Origin of the sequence: Paenarthrobacter sp. AT5 (assembly GCF_032764245.1) — a bacterium.
In the GTDB taxonomy this organism is placed as follows: Bacteria; Actinomycetota; Actinomycetes; order Actinomycetales; family Micrococcaceae; genus Arthrobacter; species Arthrobacter ureafaciens.
On sequence record NZ_CP136442.1, the window covers coordinates 14,608 to 31,751 of the forward strand.

At 64.1% G+C, this 17,144-nt stretch carries 17 protein-coding genes and 3 pseudogenes; 13 read left to right on the forward strand and 7 right to left on the reverse strand.

The genetic code is table 11. The annotated features are described in order from the left end of the window. Positions 1-28: 28 nt before the first annotated feature. Positions 29-1,471 carry a mercury(II) reductase gene (gene merA, locus RI444_RS21890; protein ID WP_011777020.1) on the reverse strand — a complete coding sequence of 481 codons (1,443 nt, stop codon included), beginning with the start codon at positions 1,469-1,471 and terminating at the stop codon, positions 29-31. Between the two features lie 191 nt (positions 1,472-1,662). Between merA and RI444_RS21895 the strand changes: the two genes are divergently transcribed. Beyond that, positions 1,663-2,052, forward strand: coding sequence for a heavy metal-responsive transcriptional regulator (locus RI444_RS21895; protein ID WP_031217370.1), 390 nt, complete (start codon positions 1,663-1,665; stop codon positions 2,050-2,052). 406 nt (positions 2,053-2,458) lie between these two features. Here RI444_RS21895 and RI444_RS21900 read toward each other — a convergent pair whose 3' ends face one another. The 3 genes from RI444_RS21900 to RI444_RS21910 are packed head-to-tail and all read right to left on the reverse strand — an operon-like array spanning position 2,459 to position 3,554. After that, positions 2,459-2,842 carry a DsrE family protein gene (locus RI444_RS21900; RefSeq protein ID WP_021474742.1) on the reverse strand — a complete coding sequence of 128 codons (384 nt, stop codon included), beginning with the start codon at positions 2,840-2,842 and terminating at the stop codon, positions 2,459-2,461. A 3-nt stretch (positions 2,843-2,845) separates the two neighbouring features. Further along, on the reverse strand, positions 2,846-3,262 hold the full coding sequence (locus RI444_RS21905) for a DUF302 domain-containing protein (RefSeq protein WP_021474743.1): 417 nt from the start codon (positions 3,260-3,262) through the stop codon (positions 2,846-2,848). A 34-nt stretch (positions 3,263-3,296) separates the two neighbouring features. Further along, complete coding sequence (locus tag RI444_RS21910; RefSeq protein ID WP_011777016.1) at positions 3,297-3,554, reverse strand: metal-sensitive transcriptional regulator; 258 nt, start codon at positions 3,552-3,554, stop codon at positions 3,297-3,299. Between the two features lie 123 nt (positions 3,555-3,677). Here RI444_RS21910 and RI444_RS21915 point away from each other — a divergent pair, with 123 nt between their 5' ends. The 11 genes and pseudogenes from RI444_RS21915 (at position 3,678) to lgt (ending at position 11,739) form a co-directional block, all read left to right on the forward strand. Further along, complete coding sequence (locus RI444_RS21915; protein ID WP_011777015.1) at positions 3,678-4,301, forward strand: rhodanese-like domain-containing protein; 624 nt, start codon at positions 3,678-3,680, stop codon at positions 4,299-4,301. Beyond that, positions 4,298-5,200, forward strand: coding sequence for a sulfite exporter TauE/SafE family protein (locus RI444_RS21920; RefSeq protein WP_011777014.1), 903 nt, complete (start codon positions 4,298-4,300; stop codon positions 5,198-5,200). The genes RI444_RS21915 and RI444_RS21920 overlap by 4 nt, the downstream gene beginning before the upstream one ends. Before the next feature lie 29 nt (positions 5,201-5,229). Further along, a complete protein-coding gene (locus tag RI444_RS21925; protein ID WP_011777013.1) occupies positions 5,230-5,571 on the forward strand; it encodes a rhodanese-like domain-containing protein in 342 nt (113 codons plus the stop codon). A 48-nt stretch (positions 5,572-5,619) separates the two neighbouring features. Continuing rightward, on the forward strand, positions 5,620-5,916 hold the full coding sequence (locus RI444_RS21930) for a rhodanese-like domain-containing protein (RefSeq protein WP_011777012.1): 297 nt from the start codon (positions 5,620-5,622) through the stop codon (positions 5,914-5,916). Between the two features lie 53 nt (positions 5,917-5,969). Continuing rightward, entirely contained in the window at positions 5,970-6,332 is a 363-nt protein-coding gene (locus RI444_RS21935; protein ID WP_011777011.1) for a thioredoxin family protein, read from the forward strand. A 139-nt stretch (positions 6,333-6,471) separates the two neighbouring features. Further along, positions 6,472-6,609 carry a rhodanese-like domain-containing protein gene (locus RI444_RS23135; protein WP_342028989.1) on the forward strand — a complete coding sequence of 46 codons (138 nt, stop codon included), beginning with the start codon at positions 6,472-6,474 and terminating at the stop codon, positions 6,607-6,609. 220 nt (positions 6,610-6,829) lie between these two features. After that, positions 6,830-8,236, forward strand: coding sequence for an MBL fold metallo-hydrolase (locus tag RI444_RS21940; RefSeq protein WP_011777009.1), 1,407 nt, complete (start codon positions 6,830-6,832; stop codon positions 8,234-8,236). An 82-nt stretch (positions 8,237-8,318) separates the two neighbouring features. Next, positions 8,319-8,591: an SHOCT domain-containing protein gene (locus RI444_RS21945; protein WP_021474747.1), complete on the forward strand. Its 273-nt coding sequence runs from the start codon at positions 8,319-8,321 to the stop codon at positions 8,589-8,591. Further along, complete coding sequence (locus RI444_RS21950) at positions 8,588-10,090, forward strand: multicopper oxidase family protein (RefSeq protein ID WP_011777007.1); 1,503 nt, start codon at positions 8,588-8,590, stop codon at positions 10,088-10,090. Before RI444_RS21945 ends, RI444_RS21950 begins: the two co-directional genes overlap by 4 nt. Before the next feature lie 176 nt (positions 10,091-10,266). Continuing rightward, positions 10,267-10,613, forward strand: a pseudogene (locus RI444_RS21955) (MFS transporter); the annotation flags it as partial. A gap of 169 nt (positions 10,614-10,782) precedes the next feature. Further along, positions 10,783-11,739, forward strand: coding sequence for a prolipoprotein diacylglyceryl transferase (gene lgt / locus RI444_RS21960; protein ID WP_011777005.1), 957 nt, complete (start codon positions 10,783-10,785; stop codon positions 11,737-11,739). Positions 11,740-11,842: 103 nt separating this feature from the next. Here the strand turns inward: lgt and RI444_RS21965 are convergent, their stop codons facing one another. From RI444_RS21965 to RI444_RS21975, 3 genes and pseudogenes are all read right to left on the reverse strand, one after another. Beyond that, the gene (locus RI444_RS21965; protein WP_021474748.1) at positions 11,843-12,475 is read right to left on the reverse strand and encodes a recombinase family protein; all 633 of its coding nucleotides are present in this window, start codon (positions 12,473-12,475) and stop codon (positions 11,843-11,845) included. A gap of 65 nt (positions 12,476-12,540) precedes the next feature. Continuing rightward, positions 12,541-12,720 (reverse strand): annotated as a pseudogene (locus RI444_RS21970) (TniQ family protein); the annotation flags it as partial. A gap of 127 nt (positions 12,721-12,847) precedes the next feature. Continuing rightward, positions 12,848-15,763, reverse strand: a complete 2,916-nt coding sequence (locus tag RI444_RS21975; RefSeq protein ID WP_003049965.1) for a Tn3-like element IS1071 family transposase — start codon at positions 15,761-15,763, stop codon at positions 12,848-12,850. A gap of 136 nt (positions 15,764-15,899) precedes the next feature. On the opposite strand from RI444_RS21975, the pseudogene RI444_RS21980 reads away from it, so the two are divergent. Further along, positions 15,900-17,114, forward strand: a pseudogene (locus RI444_RS21980) (dihydrolipoyl dehydrogenase family protein); the annotation flags it as partial. Positions 17,115-17,144 lie beyond the last annotated feature (30 nt).

The following is a 17,144-nucleotide window of genomic DNA, read 5'->3' on the forward strand; positions in this document are numbered from 1 at the left end:
GGGCTTCACCTTGGCTTTCTCAGCCAAATTAGGAGGCGCAGCAGGAGAGTTTGGAGACGTCTGTGGTGAAAGACTGTGCGGCGATTTTGATACCTTCGGCCATGGTCAGGTACGGGGACCAGAGGTTCGCCACCTGGTCCACGGTCATGCCCGCCTCAAGGATGTACACGCCGGCCGCGGCCAGGTCCCCGGCCTCCTTGCCGACCGCGGTGATCCCGACGATTCGGCCTGTGCTGTTATTAGCGACGATTTTGATGAACCCGCGGGTGTCCCGGTTCACCAGCGCCCGCGGAACATACTCCAGTGGCAGGACCCTGCACTCACACCGGATCCCCGCTTCATTCGCTTCCTTATCGGTCATACCGACGGCGGCCAGAGCCGGGCTGGTGAACGTCACGCGGGGAAGGTGCCGGTAGTCGACCTCGCGCCCGGCGTCGTTGAACGCGTTCTCCACCATCAGGGTCCCGTGAGCGGACGCGACGTAGACGAATTCCCTGTGCCCGGTCACATCCCCGGCGGCCCAGATCCTGGGGTTGGAGCTTGCCAGCGTGTTCTCAACCAGAATCTGGCCGGTGTTACCGGTTTTAACGCCGACGGCATCCAGATTAAGCCCGTTGGTGACGGCACGACGCCCGGTGGCAACCAACAGCTTCGCGGCACGGAATTCCTCGTGGCCCCCGGCCACCGTGGCGGTGACAGTCACTTCTTCCCCTGACGCGTTAGCGCGGATCGATGTCACGGTGGCGCGGCGGATCACGCGGATGCCCTCATCGGCGAAGACGCCCATCAGGGCACGGGATGCTTCGGGTTCCTCGTGCGAGGCAAGCCGGGAGCGGGCCAGCAAGGTCACTTTAGATCCGAGGCGGGCAAAAAGCTGAGCTTGTTCTAGCGCGACGTATCCGCCGCCGAAGACGATCAGGGACTCGGGCACTTCGCCCAGTTCCATGGCTGTGGTCGAGGTCAGGTAGTCAACCTCCTCCAGTCCAGGCACCGGGGGTGCCCACGGAGCCGAACCAGTCGCAACCAGATAATGGGCAGCGGTTAGGGAGTCGCGGCCGCCGTCAGGCCGGGTGATCTCCAAAGCCGGTTCCTGGGGGGTGCCAGCGAACACCGCGCTACCCTGACGCAGGTCCCATCCATACTCGGCGGCCAGATCCACGTACTTATCCGAGCGCATACCTTCGACCAGAGAGCGTTTCCCGTCAATGAGCGCACCCATATCCACTGGTGCGGCGGTGGTGCTGATCCCGGGGAACCTTCCTGTCCCGTCCAAAGCCACATGTCTGGCGTCGGCGGCGGCCAGCAGGGCCTTGGAAGGAACACACCCGGTGTTCACACAGGTCCCGCCCACCGTGGAGCGTTCGATCATGACCACCCGCTTGCCCAGATTCGTGGCCCGGATGGCGGCGGCGAAGGCACCACCGCCGGAACCGATTACGGCCAAATCAAAATCCGGTGCTGCCTCAGGCATTAGTCCTCCAGGGATCTTAGTGAACACCCATGGTGTTCTTCTGGTGCATGCTGGCCCCCAGTCTGCACCTTCCCCTGCACGGGAAGGTCAAGAGCCCACAGGAGAGGAGCAGTGGAGCGTATCGGGACGCAGCAACCTTCCCGTACCGTGGAAGGCTAAGAGTCGTTTTCGAGCGAGAAGAAGGACCCGAAATGCGGATCGGTGAAGCTGCTGCCGCTGTCGGCATGACAACCAAGACGATCAGGTTCTATGAAAATCGAGGCCTGCTCCCGCCAGCTGAAAGATCCGCCAATGGCTATCGCGAGTATGGCCGCGACACGATCAGCCGCTTAGAATTCATCCGCCGCAGCCAGATTGCAGGGCTGACCCTGGCGCAGATCCAAGGAATCCTCCAGATCCGGGATAACGGCATAACCCCATGCACCCACGTCCGGGACGTCCTGGGTAAACAGCTCATAGATCTGGACCGGAAAATTGCAGAACTAACTGCGCTACGAGCAACCGTGGCCGAACAATATGCATTCGTGGAGGCAGCAGATCCGCGGAACTGTGATGCGGAACAGATCTGCAGCTACATCTGATATCCGCCTAGGTCCCCCGACCAGAAGTGCAATCGGATGGAGCCGAGCAACGCTGTACCGGGCAATGGAGGCAACCGGCCAAACCCGCTCTGAGCCTAAAGCAATGCAGAAACCGCGAGACACGCACCGGGCCGGACGTGTCTCATGCCCGCATATCTGGCGTAACCGACGACGTGTGCTGACATGGGCTCAACTGTAGCGGTTGAGCGGGCTAAGCGGGACGGTTTTGTGGGCGGGGTATATGCGAATCGAAGGAGTCAGCAACTGTATGGGATTTTTGTCAGTTTCAGAAGTCGTTTGCACGGAATGTCTGAAGCCGTCTGCACTGGTTGTGCTCTGGCGCGCAGAGACCATGTTTTCCGCCTTGTTCGGTGCGGGCGCATGCGTTCGGGATAGCTGCCTGGTTTTAGAGCCTGGCGTAGGCCCAGCCGTCCCATTGGCGCTGGGCGAGGTGGGCGGTGGCTGCGGGACCCGTGCCAATGCCGGTGGTGAGGTCTTTGTCTTCCATGCCTCCTGAGCGCATGCTGTTGCCGCAGGCGAGGATGCTCACGTCCAGTTGCCGGGCGCTTTTGACGGTTTCGGTGGCGGGTGAGTTCATGGGGAGAAGTTTCACGCCCGGGCCCTGGATAATCACTTCAATGCCGGTTGCCGGGCCGAGTGCGGCGCGGGCGTTGGTGGCGCTGGGGAGGATGGCGGCCACTGCGTCCTGCTCAAGCGATCCGGCGGAGTGAATGAGCAGCCCCCTGCCGTCGCCATCGTTCTCGGTTCCTGCGGTCCTGCTGATGGGCACCTTTTACTCTGTTGCTTCATTCAGTCCGGCGAGGGCCGCGCGGAGCCGGGTTCCGGCGTCGTCGGCTACTTCTTTTACGGCCGGCGTTTCGCTGAGTTGGACCATGGTCTGCGGATCAATGGCCTCGATTGTAGTCACGGCTGCGTCCTTGTTCCGGCGCACCACCACGTTGCACGGCAGCAGCGCGCCGATTTCGGGTTCTGCGGGGAGGGCGCGGCTGGCCAGGGCCGGGTTGCAGGCGCCGAGGATGACGTAGTCGCCGACGGCGTCCGCGGCTTCGGCGCCAAGCTTGGCTTCGAAGGTGGAGCGGACGTTGATTTCCGTGAGGATCCCGAAGCCCTGGGCTGACAGGGCGTCCCGGGTCCGGTCCAGGGCTTCGGTCCATGGAAGGTCGACGGTGGCGGTGAGGGTGTACGTCATGGTTCTCCTTTGGGCGGCGCGAAAGCAGGTCTGGTCAGGCGAGGGAAAGGAAAAGCTTTTCCAGGTCCTTCTTGTCCATCGTTGCGTCTTTTTGGACGATGCACTGCTCGAGGCCCGTGGCGATGATGGCGAACCCGGCCCGGTCGAGTGCCTTCGATACGGCTGCGAGCTGGGTGACGACGTCCTTGCAGTCCCGGCCTTCTTCAAGCATGCGGGTGACCGCGGCCAGCTGGCCCTGGGCTCGCTTCAGACGATTGATGACAGGGGTGAGTTCTGAGGGGTTGAGTTCCAAGGGTTTCTCCAAATATCGGGGGCTTGCCTCAATCCTATACCCCCTAGGGTGTTTTGACTACCCCCAGGGGTATCTGTAATACTCGGTGGGGTATCCACCCGACCCCTTCCGAGAGGCCAACCAATGACTTCCCCTTCCACGGCACCCGTTGTTACCGCACTCGCCCCTGAAACCCTCCAGTCCTGGTTCAAAGAGCACCAGGACCTCGTGGTGATCGACGTCCGCTCCGCCGCCGAGTTCGAGTCCATGCACATCCGCGGCTCTTACAACGTGCCCCTGCCGCTGCTGTCCGAACACACCGACGAGCTCGCCGCCCGGCTGGGCTCCCGCGTGGTCCTGGTCTGCCAGTCAGGCGTGCGCGCCGAGCAGGCCCGCCAGCGCCTTGCCAAGGCCGGGATCGACACCGCCTACGTCCTGACCGGCGGCGCACCCGGCTTCGCCGCGGCCGGCGGTGACGTGGTCAAGGGCAAGGACCGCTGGGACCTGGAGCGGCAGGTCCGCCTTGTGGCCGGCTCCCTGGTGGTCCTGGGCCTGGCCGGCGGCAAGTTCATCTCCCCGAAAATCCGGACCCTTGCCGGGGTCATCGGCACCGGCCTGACGTTCTCCGCAGCCACCAACACCTGCGCCATGGGCCAGGCGATCTCGGCCATGCCGTGGAACAAGGCCGCCAAGGAACCCACCCGCGAAAGCGCCATCCTCGCCCTGCCCGTCACCACCGAGGTCGATGACGAGGCCATGGCCTCATGACCGCCACCCTCATCCTGGTTCTTGCCCTGTCGGTCGTCATCGGCCTCTCGCTCGGCGTCCTGGGCGGCGGCGGATCCATCCTGACAGTCCCGATCCTGGTCTATGTGGCCGGGTTCGAAGCCAAGGAAGCCATCGCAGCCTCCCTGTTCGTCGTCGGCATCACCTCAGCCGTCAGCGTGCTCAGCCACGCACGCGGCGGCAGGGTGGTGTGGCGGACGGGCCTGATCTTCGGCGCCGCCGGCATGGCCGGCGCGTTCGTCGGCGGACTGCTCGGCGGGCACATCCCCGGGCAGATCCTGCTCATCGCCTTCGCCGTCATGATGGTGGCCACGTCCATTGCCATGCTTCGCGGACGGAAAAAGAAGAACGACAACGGCGCCGCACCGGTCAAGCACGAGCTGCCCCTGGGCAGGGTGCTGCTGGACGGCGCGGTCGTCGGGCTCATCACCGGCCTGGTCGGCGCGGGCGGCGGATTCCTTGTAGTTCCGGCCCTGGCACTGCTGGGCGGCCTGCCGATGTCCGTCGCCGTGGGCACCTCCCTGGTGGTCATCGCCATGAAGTCCTTCGCGGGCCTTGCCGGGTACCTCACCACCGTCCAGCTGGACTGGGGCATCACCCTCGGCGTGACCGCCGCTGCCATCGCAGGCTCGCTCATCGGTTCCAAACTCGCCGGCCGCATCCCGGAAGCCGCGCTGCGGAAGGCCTTCGGATTGTTCGTCCTGGCCATGGGCACCTTCGTCCTCATCCAACAGGCCCCCGCCGACCTGCGCTGGTTCATCGCCGCCGGAGTCGCAGCCCTCACGGCAACCACCGCCGGCATCTGCTGGTTCTTCATCAGCTCCTGCCCCCTGCGCAACCGCAGCGGCCAGCGACGCAGCGACATCCCCTCACCCGCCTGACCCGGCCAGCACCAAGCAAGGAGAACACCATGGGCATCATCAGCTCCCTGAAGAAAGCCTTCAGCAAGCCCTACAAAACTGTCTCGGTCGCTGAGGCCAAGGACCTCCTGGCCTCAGGCGCCGCGCTGATCGACGTCCGCTCCGCCCAGGAATGGCGCTCCGGACGGGCACCGCAGGCGAAGCACATCCCGTTGGACCGGCTGCAGACCAGCACCGCCGGGATCAATAAGAACCGCCCGGTGATTGCCATGTGCCAGTCCGGGATCCGCTCCGCTTCCGCGGCCCGGCTCCTCGCTTCCCAGGGCTACCAGGCCTACTCCCTGCGCGGCGGCATGAGCGCCTGGCGCCAGGCCGGCGAACCCGTCCGCTAACTGAACCCATCCGCTAACTACAGCCCGCAATATTCCAAGGAGAATCCAATGGCTGAAATCACCATCACTGAAGCCGCGCAGCGGCGGACCAGCGCCCGCATCCTCGATGTCCGCGAGGACTTCGAAGTCGAGGAAGGCATGATCCCCGGCGCCCTGCACATCCCCATGGGCCAACTGCAGGCGCGCCTGTCCGAACTGGACCCGGCCGTGCCCGTCATTGCGGTCTGCCGCAGCGGCAACCGCTCCGCCGCCGTCGCCGATGCCCTCAACGGGGCGGGCTACACAGCGGACACCATGGCCGGCGGCATGATCGCCTGGACCCGCGCAGGCCTCCCCACCACCTGACCCTTCCGGTCCCCGCCACACCCCAGATAACTCCCGAAAGGACACGAAAGACGATGGCAACCATCGACGTCACCGGACAGAGCTTCGCCCAGACCCTGGAGAACAACGGGATCGTCTTCGTTGACTTCTGGGCAGCCTGGTGCGGCCCCTGCCGCATGTTCGCCCCCACCTACGGAGCTGCCGCCCAAAGGCACCCCGACATCACCTTCGCCAAGGTCGACACCGAAGCGGAACAGGCACTCGCCGCAGCAGCAAACATCACCTCCATCCCCACACTCATGGCCTTCAAGGACAAAACCCTGGTCTTCTCCCAGCCCGGAGCCCTCAACGCCACCGGACTCGAGGAAGTCATCCAGGCCGTAAAAAACCTCGACATGGACAAACTCCGCGCCGAGGCCGGACACCAACGCACCTGACTCATGCAAGGCGACCACGCATTCGGTACTGTCACGCCAGACGAACTCGCCACGGTGTGGCCCCGCGCAACAGTGGTGGACGTCCGGAGCCGGGAAGAGCACGCCACGGCCCGGCAGCCTGAACATCCCACTCGAGGAACTGTCTTCCCGGCTTGCTGACCTTCCCAACACAACGCTCTACCTGTTGTGCGGGCCAGGGAAACGCAGCAGCCAGGCCGCACGGATCCTCACCGACCGCGGACACACCACTGTCAACGTGGCCGGCGGCATCACATAGTGGTACCGGGCAGGCCACCCCGTCACCTATCAACAAGCCCCGGAAAACCCGTCCCGGCAACAGCCGGGGCATGCCCCGGCAGGCCTGCGCAGGGCTCCTGCACCGGCTTTTCCGCAGGAAATCCGACTAGGCCGCAACCCGCTTGCGTAATACCCCCAGGGGTATCTATACTGGATTCAGAACAAACCTCCCACCCCTTTCAATCGAAGGAGAACACCAGATGCTTATCGAGCGTATTTATGATGAAGACCTCGCCCAGGCCAGCTACTTGATCGGCTGCCAGGCCAACGGCACGGCCGTGGTCGTTGACGGGCGCCGGGACATTACGGTCTACCAGGATCTGGCCGAGAAGAACGGCATGAAGATCGTGGCGGTCACCGAAACCCACATCCACGCCGACTATCTTTCCGGCACCCGGGAGCTGGCGGCCGCTACCGGCGCGAAGATTTATGTCTCGGGCGAGGGTGGGCCGGACTGGCAGTACGAATTCGACGGTGAACGGCTCTACGACGGCGACGCGATCACTGTCGGCAACATCAGCATCAAGGCCCTGCACACCCCGGGACACACCCCGGAGCACCTGTCGTTCCTGGTGACCGACGGGGCGTTCAGCGACCAGCCCGGCTACCTGCTCTCGGGTGACTTCGTGTTCTCCGGGGACCTGGGCCGGCCGGACCTGCTGGACGAGGCGGCCGGCGGCATCGACACCCGCTTCGAGGGCGCCAAGCAGCTGTTCGCGAGCCTGCGGGACAAGTTCCTGACGCTGCCGGACTACGTCCAGGTCCACCCGGCCCACGGCGCCGGCAGCGCCTGCGGCAAGGCACTGGGCGCCATCCCCTCCTCCACCGTCGGCTACGAACGCCTCTACTCCTGGTGGGGTCCGTACCTGGCCGCGAACGACGAGGCCGGCTTCATCAACGAGCTTTTGGATGGCCAGCCCGACGCCCACGCCTACTTCGGCCGGATGAAGCGCGAGAACCGTGAAGGCCCGGCCGTGATGGGTGAGCGTATCCCGCTGCCCGAACTGTCAGCCGAGATCGTTGCCGCGGGCCTGGAACAGGACACCCTGACTTTCATCGACACCCGCCCCAACAGCGAAGTCCATAAGGGCACCGTGGTCCGGTCCCTGAACGTACCAGCCGGCAAGTCCGTAGCCAGCTACGGCGCCTGGGTAGTGAACCCGGAAACCGATCAGAACCCCCTGGTACTCCTGGCCAAGGACCAGGAAGCCGCGCAGGACATGTGGGACCACCTGGTCCGGGTCGGCATCGACAACGTCGCCGGGTACGTCACCAACATCGACGGGCTGCCCACCTTCACGCCGAAGCTGATCCAGCCCGAAGAACTGGGCAACTTCGACGCGGCCATGGTCCTGGATGTCCGGAACAAGACCGAGCACACCGCCGGGCACGTGCCCGGCTCGTACCAGCTCAGTGGCGGCCGCGCCATGTGGCACCTGGATGAACTCCCGGCCGAAGGAACCATCGTGAGCTACTGCCAGTCCGGTGTGCGGAACTCCGTCGCGGCCAGCGCCCTGCGCCGCGCCGGGTACGACGTCATCGAACTCGACGGCAGCTACGCCGCCTGGGACGCCTGGCACAACTCCCGCCAGTCAACCAAGGCCTAGGACCACCGCCCCCGCACGGCGCGGAAAGCCCCCGGTCAGAAACGGCCTCGCCGTGCACGACAAGAGACAAGGAACCCCCTGGATGATGAACGACTATGGTATGGGCGGGATGGGGCTTGCCTGGATTTTCTGGCTTCTGCTGATCGCCGGCGTCATCCTGCTCGCCGTGGTGCTGGTCAAAGCCTTCACCCGCAACGCCGGCGGCAACGCCCCCACCGATGGGCAGGGACCACCACGGCCGGGTGCGGGCCCTGCCCGGGCCCGGGAGATCCTTGAAGAGCGCTACGCCCGCGGGGAGATCAGCACCGAGGAATACCAGGAACGGCGACGGACACTGGAGGAGGACAGCCGGTGAGGCCGCTGACACGCCGCCAGCTGCTGGCACTGGGTGCGGTCGGTGCCGGCGCTACGGCTGCCGGCGGCGCCGGGCTGTGGCAGACCACCGGCACCCGACCCGGCTCCGGATACACCGGGGTTGAGGACCTGACCGAACCGCAGGTGCTGGCCAGCCGCGACCGGGTGCTGGAGCTGGACCTGACCGCCGCGCCGGCACGGGCCCGGATCGGCGGGCAGGAGGCCAACGTCCAGGCGTTCAACGGCTCCCTGCCCGGCCCGACCCTGCGGGTCCGCGCGGGCGACACGATCCGGGTCACCATGCGCAACGGGCTGCAGGCTCCCACCAACCTGCACGTGCACGGACTGCACGTCTCCCCCCAGGGCAACAGCGACAACCCCTTCGTCAGCATTGACCCGGGCGGGTCCTTCGACTACGAATTCACCCTGCCAGCGGACCACCCGCCGGGCACCTACTGGTACCACCCGCACCGCCACGGCCACGTCGCCGGCCAGGTCGCCGCCGGCCTCTACGGCGCCATCGTGGTGGAGGACCCCGACCCGGTCCCGGTCACCCGGGAAAGGGTGCTGGTGGTCTCGGACCTGTCCCTCGACGCCGACGGCAATCTCGCCGAGGTAAGCCAGATGCAGCAGATGATGGGACGTGAGGGGCAGATTGTCCTGGTCAACGGCCAACTCCGTCCGCGACTGCGCGCCGCGCCCGGAGAACGGGAGCGGTGGCGGATCATCAACGCCTGCCCCTCCCGCTACCTGCGCCTGGCACTTGACGGACAGCAGCTCCGGCTGCTCAGCCGGGACCTCGGACGCCTGCCTGTCCCCGAGGACGTCACCGAAGTGGTTCTCGCCCCCGGCAACCGCGTAGAGCTGCTCGTGGAAACCCGCGACGGATCCTCCACCCTCACCGCGGCCCCCGTGGACCGCGGCAGCATGGACGCCATGATGGGCGGTGCCATGGGGGGTGACAACGCCTCCGGTGGCGGCCCGGTCGACCTGCTCACCCTGGCCGTCTCGGGAAGCGCCGGCACTGACCCAGGGCCCGTGCCCGAAGGCAGGCCCCTGCGCGATCTGCGGAACGAACCGGTCACCGCCGCCCGCACCCTGAACTTCGCCATGGGCATGAACGCAAACACGGGCATGAACGAAAACATGGGCTCGGGCGCGGGGATGGGCAGCATGATGGCCTTCACCATCAATGGACGGAAGTTCGACCCCGAACGGGTCGACGAGACGGCCGCGGCCGGGACCGTGGAGGAGTGGACCCTGACCAACTCCAGCCCCATGGACCATCCCATCCACCTGCACGTGTGGCCCATGCAGATCGTCCAGGACGGCGACCGTGACGTGACCAGGCCCACCTGGCAGGACGTGGTCAACGTCCCCGCCCGCAGCCAGGTGAAAGTCCGGGTAGCCTTTGACGACTTTCCCGGCCGCACCGTGTTCCACTGCCACATCCTCGACCACGAAGACCAAGGCATGATGGCCACCGTCCAAGCCCGCTGACCAGCCAGCGACCGCGGGAAAACCCACTGCAACTCCGGTGCGGCGGTCCGGGACGGGCCGGTGCGGGCGCGTTCAGAATCAAAACCGACACGGGCGGGTAAACGGCCGGGCACCACAGGGACCCCGCCGTCGGGTCAGTCAGATAACCGCACCCCTAACACTGACAGGATCCGGCAATGGTCTCAGGCGACAACCCCGCCCGCCGGCAGCCTGGAACAACCGAGGCCATCACGCTGGGACTGCGGCAGAACCTGGCCCAGTTCATGCTCCTCGTTGCCGTCAACGCCTTCGTCGGCGGCACCCTTGGCCAGGAGCGGACGGTGCTGCCGCTGCTCGCCGGAGAGGTCTTCCACCTCGATGAGTACACCTCCGCCCTGACGTACATCCTGGCGCTCGGGCTGGCCAAAGCCGCCACCAACTACTTCGCCGGAACCCTTCGGACCGGTACGGCCGCAAACCGGTCCTGGTCGCGGGCTGGTTCATCGCCCTCCCGGTCCTGCTGATCTACGGGCCAGGGAGGGGCGCGTTGCAGATTCTCCCGCCGAAACCCTCCCAATGATGCCTGCAGTAAGCCGGGGACACCCGCCCCGGCAACACGGATCAACGTGTACCGATCAAGCATCAGCTGCCTTTGCGATTACGATCTAGAAGGGCGTGATGGCCCTCTTCTCCTTAATGAGGGACAGATTCCCATGCAACCTTTAGTACTGCCCGGCTTCTTTATTCCGTCGCCGACGGTCAGCGCCGTCGAAATCGGGCCGCTGACGATACGTTTCTATGCGCTCTGCATCCTGGCAGGCATCGTCATAGGCGCCTGGCTGACAGCCCGCCGCTTCCGGGCTCGGGGCGGCACGACGGCGCAGGCCATGGACATCATCATGTGGGCGGTTCCATTCGGCATCGTCGGCGGCAGGCTTTATCACGTCATCACAGACAACCAGCTGTACTTCGGGCCCGGCAAAGACCCGTGGGGCGCTTTCCGGATCTGGGAGGGTGGTCTCGGGATCTGGGGCGCCGTCGCCGTCGGTCTGGCCGGCGCCGCTATTGGGGCACGGCGCACCGGCGTGCGCCTGGCAACATTCGCCGACGCCGCCGCACCCGGCCTGCTCCTGGCCCAGGCGATGGGCCGCTGGGGCAACTGGTTCAACAACGAACTCTACGGCGAGCCGACAAACCTGCCCTGGAAACTCCAGATCCACAACATGAACCCGGCCACCGGTCAGGCCGTACTCACCGCCGACGGAACGCCGGAGACCCTCGGATACTTCCAGCCGACGTTCCTCTACGAGTCACTGTGGTGCCTGGCCGCTGCAGCGCTGCTGGTGTTCCTGGACCGCAGGTACAAGCTCGGGGCCGGCTCCGTATTCGCCCTCTACGTCGTCCTGTACACCGCCGGCCGTTTTATCTTCGAACTGATGCGCTCCGACTACGCCAACACCATTCTGGGCCTGCGCGTGAACACCTGGGTTTCCGCTCTGCTCTTTCTAGCCGCCCTCGCTGTCTTCCTGATCCTCAGATCCCGTCCGCGGTCCGCATCAACGGCTCAAAGCGCCTGTTCCATTGATGGCTTCGACACTCGCGCAAACGGGCACGATCCTGAGAAGCACGACGAAACGGACGGCAAAGGGAATCGCCACCACGTGCCCTGAGGACCACATGGTGCTGCTGGTGGCGGTCCTGCCTTCACCTTGATCTGCACACCGCTGCCGCTGTTGGATTCACGGCCGTCGTGCTCATGCCGATGCCTGCACTTCAGACACTTCGAGGGCGGTACGACCGGGCAAGGAGCCCTTCGCCTTCGGGGCGCAGTTCCCCGGTGGGTGATACGTGCCGGTAGAGCGTCTGGCGGGTGATGCCGAGTTCTGTGCAGAGGTCGCTGACTTTGGTTTCGGGCCGGCCCATGGAGGCCATGGCGAGACGGAGTTTCGCCGGGGTCATCTTGTAGGGCCGTCCGCCGTTGCGGCCGCGGGCGCGGGCGGCGGCAAGGCCGGCGATGGTGCGTTCGGAGATCAGTTCGCGTTCGAACTCAGCCAGGGCGGCGAAGATCCCGAAAACAAGCTTCCCGGAGGCTGTGGTGGTGTCGATGGCAGCACCCTGCCCGGTGAGGACTTTCAGCCCGATACCGCGTTCGGTGAGGTCATGGACGACGTTGACCAGGTGGCGCAGGTCCCGGCCGAGCCGGTCGAGCTTCCAGACGACCAGGGTGTCCCCGTGGCGCAGGGCCTTGAGGCAGGCGGCGAGCTGGGGCCGGTCCTCCTTCTTGCCGGAGGCCTTGTCCTCATACAGGGACTCCGGATCGGTGCCGACGGCCAGGAGCGCGTCGCGCTGCAGATCCGTGGTCTGGGAGCCGTCGACCTTCGAGACGCGCATGTAACCGACGAGCACGCCACTTCTCCTCTGTTATTTATACGTTCGATTATGTGACAGTGTGCACCGGAAAGTTCTGGTCGTCAAAATTTGTCACTTAACCCGTCATTCTGTCTAAGACATGCAAAGGGTCCATCAGCCTCGTAATGTGACAGAAATTCCGGGGGAATGCCTTCCTTTGCAAAGGTGGCGCGCAACTGTTCCAGGGAAGCGGGATCGCGCCGACCATAGGAAGCCAACGCGAACAGGGGTCTCCTCGTTTTCAGTGCAATAAGTGACGGTACGAAAAGCTAGCACTGGCGCGGAGGTGGTGTTGGTAGATCGTTGATTTCATTGACTTTCCTGTTCACTTTCAAATCTGCGATTCGTGGCGTCAAACCGTGGTCGGTTTCATCCATTGGTGCCAGTTATCGATGCATTTGGCCGCGAAGGCAGGATTTGGTCAGCATAGCGGTCAACCGGGAAGCGAAACACACCCCGCAAGTTGATGCTCTCCAGCCTGGTGGGCGCAATCTTCCCGATCAGTTCCGGTGGAATGACCTGGCGGCGGTTCGACCAGCGATCCAGGACCGCCTGCATCTGTGAGGTATTCCACGCCATCACGATGTTGGCCATCAGGCTCAACGCATCGGCCACAGCCTGCATTTCATCGACACGTTTGGCCTGCGCCGGGCTGATCCGGCCGGTATAAATGGCGCGCTTGAGGGCGTTAACAGCCTCGCCCCGATTGAGCACCCGGCGCAACTCGTTCCTGAAAGCGTCCTTGACAAAGTAGTCAGCCAAAAACGCCGTACGCAGCAACCGCCCCAATTGCACGCCAGCCTCATAGATTGGATCGCCCTGGGCGGCAGAACCGAACCGCGCAAGAGCTGCCACCGCACTGGCATGTCCGCTCATGACCGAGGCTGCCAGGTGCACCAGACTATCCCAATGCTTTTCGATCAAAGCGACGTCGACATTGGCTTCGCACACCGCAGCGATTTCTGCGGGCACTTTGGTGCCGCGTGGCACAAAGAGGTGGCGCTGTTTGAGTTCCTTCAACCGCGGGCAAAGATCAAAACCAAGCAAACGGGCATGTGACATGGCAAAGTCGGTGTAGCCATGGGTATCCACAGCAAGCTGGCTGGTCTCCAGCTTTTCTTGGCGGATGACACCTTCAATGGCCACGCCCGCCTGGCGCTCATTGAGCACAAAGGGCTGCGCATGGAAGATGCCCCACCGGTCTTTTACATGGGAGTAGATTCCAATGGAAGGTGTGTTGCGCCGAGGATCAAGCCGGGCTTGCCACACCCGTTTGGTGGTCTCCATGCTCATCATGTCAGAAGATGCCAAATCGGACCGCCCCCAGGTGGCGGCAATCGGGTGTCGCTGCATGAATTCCAGCACAGCCTGGCAGGCCTGGCTCAGACGCCGTTCGTCCCGCGCCCAGCGCATGGCCTGGCGAATGCTGGTGGCAGACAATTGCGGAATCATGCGCGCGCATTCGACCGCAGTCAGACTGGTGCCGTGGGCCATGATGCCGGCATAGACCATCAGCAGCTCGTCGGTAGAGCGCGGCTCACGTCCGAGCATGATCCAGCTAAAGCGCACCTGGGCGTCAACGGCCAGAATCACTTCCGGCAATTGAACCTCACCGATGCGGTGATCCAAAGCCGCGCGCAGCTTGGTCACTTCTGGGTCTTCGTCCTCTGCGGGCAATGGCGACAAATGGAGTTCATCATCCACGCGCAGTACGCCACTGCGGGCTGCAGCGGCCACCGCATCGACACCGGCAGTTACTCTGGCCAGCAAAGGCTTCAAGAAAGTGGCAGCCTTGCTGGGTAACGATAGACGGGCATAGTGTTTCTTGGACTCTGCCTGCCAACGCTCGTCCGTGAAGAACAAGCGCGCACGACCCCGAAAGCTCAGGCTGTGCTCAATCCAGACCGAGCCATTGCGCACCGCGCGGCGCAGGGCAAACAGGGTGGCCACCTCCAACGCCTGAAACGCCCGTTCCCGGTCTGGGCTGGAGATCGAAACCTGCCAGATCATTCCCAGACTTGGTGCCACCACTTCAACTGGCAGCTTTCTGGATCCTTTGAGATATAAAGCTTGCAGCTTGGCAAGGTACTCGATGGCAGGATGCTCGCCGGTGGCCTGCCAGGGCAGCTTTGCAATGGCGACGAGCAACGACCGCACGGGGCGAATTCCATCAATCAATCCCTCGCGGACCAGGGAGGCCCTGCTCGGTGGTTTGCGTTTCTGGGTTTCGGTGATCAAGGCTTCAAGACGGGCACGCAACTCAGCATCTGGCACCGCACCTTGCGCGCTCAAGGCAACAAGTTCGCCGAGCAGCGTTTTGTACATTGCGGCCCAATTGACGGTAGCGGGGACATCGGCGGCAGCCTGACGCCACAGATCGGCGATCCGGCGCTGCACCATAAGGATCAACTGGTCTGTGGTGGTGAACAGGCAATACCGAAGAAAGCATGCGACCTCCACGGTGCGCGCTGGCTCTTTGATCTTGGCTCCGGCTGAGGGCGGCCTGGAGACAAGTCGGCGCGCGTAGCGGCGCAAGATGAGATCGGGGATGTCTGCCAGGTGCTTATGAACGTCCAGCGTGTAAAGCAGGTCGATGCGCTCCAGTACCTCGCTGATTTGGCGGGTTGAGTGTTTCGCCGGTGCAGCCCATAGCCAACTCTGCTGGGTTTGTCCATCTGGGCGCAGCTCTGAAACTGAGGCTCGCCAGCGATCAAGTGTTGCTGGATCAACGCTGGCGGCGATGGCGGTGCCTGTTTCAACTTCAAGCTGGGCAAGTGCCGCCGCAATCAGTGTCCGAATTGCCCGCTCGTGCACGATCACCAGCTTGTTCTTGTACAGCCATTGACGCGCCCGCACGAGTAGCTGATCGCGGTCGGCGCAGCGCGCCACTTCGTCGCGCAGTTCACGTACCAGTGAGCGGCGCTGGTGCTCGCTCATCCACTGGAATCCAAGGACCGTGCAGGCTACTTGTTGGTGATCGAATAGCGTGCGCCCGCGTTCATACATGGCTCTCAGCGAGGCGACTTCTGGTGCTGCAATGCCAAGCTCGTTGCCAAGGTGGCGCCACAAGGCTACTGGAATTACCCGAAAGGCACCGAGCAAACGCCCACTCATGCGCAGGAAACCAATATGGAGCGCCAGACCAAGCTTGTGGGAATCACCTCGGCGTGCATTGATTGCGTCGCGCTCGGCACCATCGAAGGTGAAAAATGCCTTCATCTCGAAGTCGCTGATATCGCGGGGGAGCCCACGCATCCCCAAAAACGTTGTGTGCCAACCCTGCATCGTGAACCTCAAAAGTGGGAGGCCACCATACCCGTTTACAAAGCGAACAGGAAAGTCAATGAAATCAACGGTCTACCCAGACCACCCCCGCGCCAGTGCTAGCTTTGCGTACCGTCACTTATTGCACTGAAAACGAGGAGACCCCGCCATGGCCAAAATGCGCAAGGTCACCACCGTTCGCGGCTACGGTGCCTTTGTCGGCGCCAACCACCTCGAAGTGGAAGAAACCACCGGCACGGGCCAGGAGAAGACGGGCACCAAGAAGGTCATCGCCTTCAAGCGCGCCATCATCGCCGCTGGCAGCCAGGCCGTGCGCCTGCCGTTCATGCCCAACGACCCGCGCGTGGTCGATTCCACCGGCGCGCTGGCGCTCAGCGGCGTGCCCAAACGCATGCTCATCCTGGGCGGCGGCATCATCGGCCTGGAAATGGGCACGGTGTACAGCACCCTGGGCGCACGCCTGGATGTGGTGGAAATGATGGACGGCCTGATGCAGGGCGCCGACCGCGACCTGGTCAAGATCTGGCAGAAGATGAACGCCAAGCGCTTCGACAACATCATGTTGAAGACGAAAACCGTGGGTGCCGAGGCCACACCTGAAGGCATCAAGGTCACATTCGCGCCAGCGGAAGAGGGCGGCACCACCCCCGAACCCCAGGTGTACGACCTGGTGCTGCAGGCCGTGGGCCGCACGCCCAACGGCAAGAAGATTGCCGCTGAAAAGGCCGGCGTGGCCGTGACGGACCGCGGTTTCATCAACGTCGACATCCAGATGCGCACCAACGTGCCGCACATCTTCGCCATCGGCGACATCGTCGGGCAGCCCATGCTGGCGCACAAGGCGGTGCATGAGGCACACGTGGCGGCAGAAGTGATTGCCGGTGAACTGCAAGGCAACAAAGAGCTGGCAAGCGCCGCCTTCAACGCCCGCGTGATCCCAAGCGTGGCCTACACCGACCCTGAAGTGGCTTGGGTGGGCCTGACGGAAGACCAGGCCAAGGCCCAAGGCATCAAGGTCAAGAAGGGCCTGTTCCCCTGGACGGCCTCGGGCCGCGCCATTGCCAACGGCCGCGACGAAGGCTTCACCAAGCTGCTGTTCGACGACAGCCCCGAAGCAGGATCAGGAGACGGCCATGCTGGCCGGGGCCACGGCAAGATCCTGGGCGGTGGCATGGTCGGCACCCACGCGGGCGACATGATCGGAGAGATCGCGCTGGCTATCGAGATGGGTGCGGACGCAGTGGACATCGGCAAGACCATCCACCCGCATCCGACGCTGGGCGAGAGCATCGGCATGGCGGCGGAAGTGGCGCATGGCAGCTGCACGGATGTGCCGCCTGCGCGCAAGTAAGTCCGCAGCCAAGCTACCCTGACAAGGCCC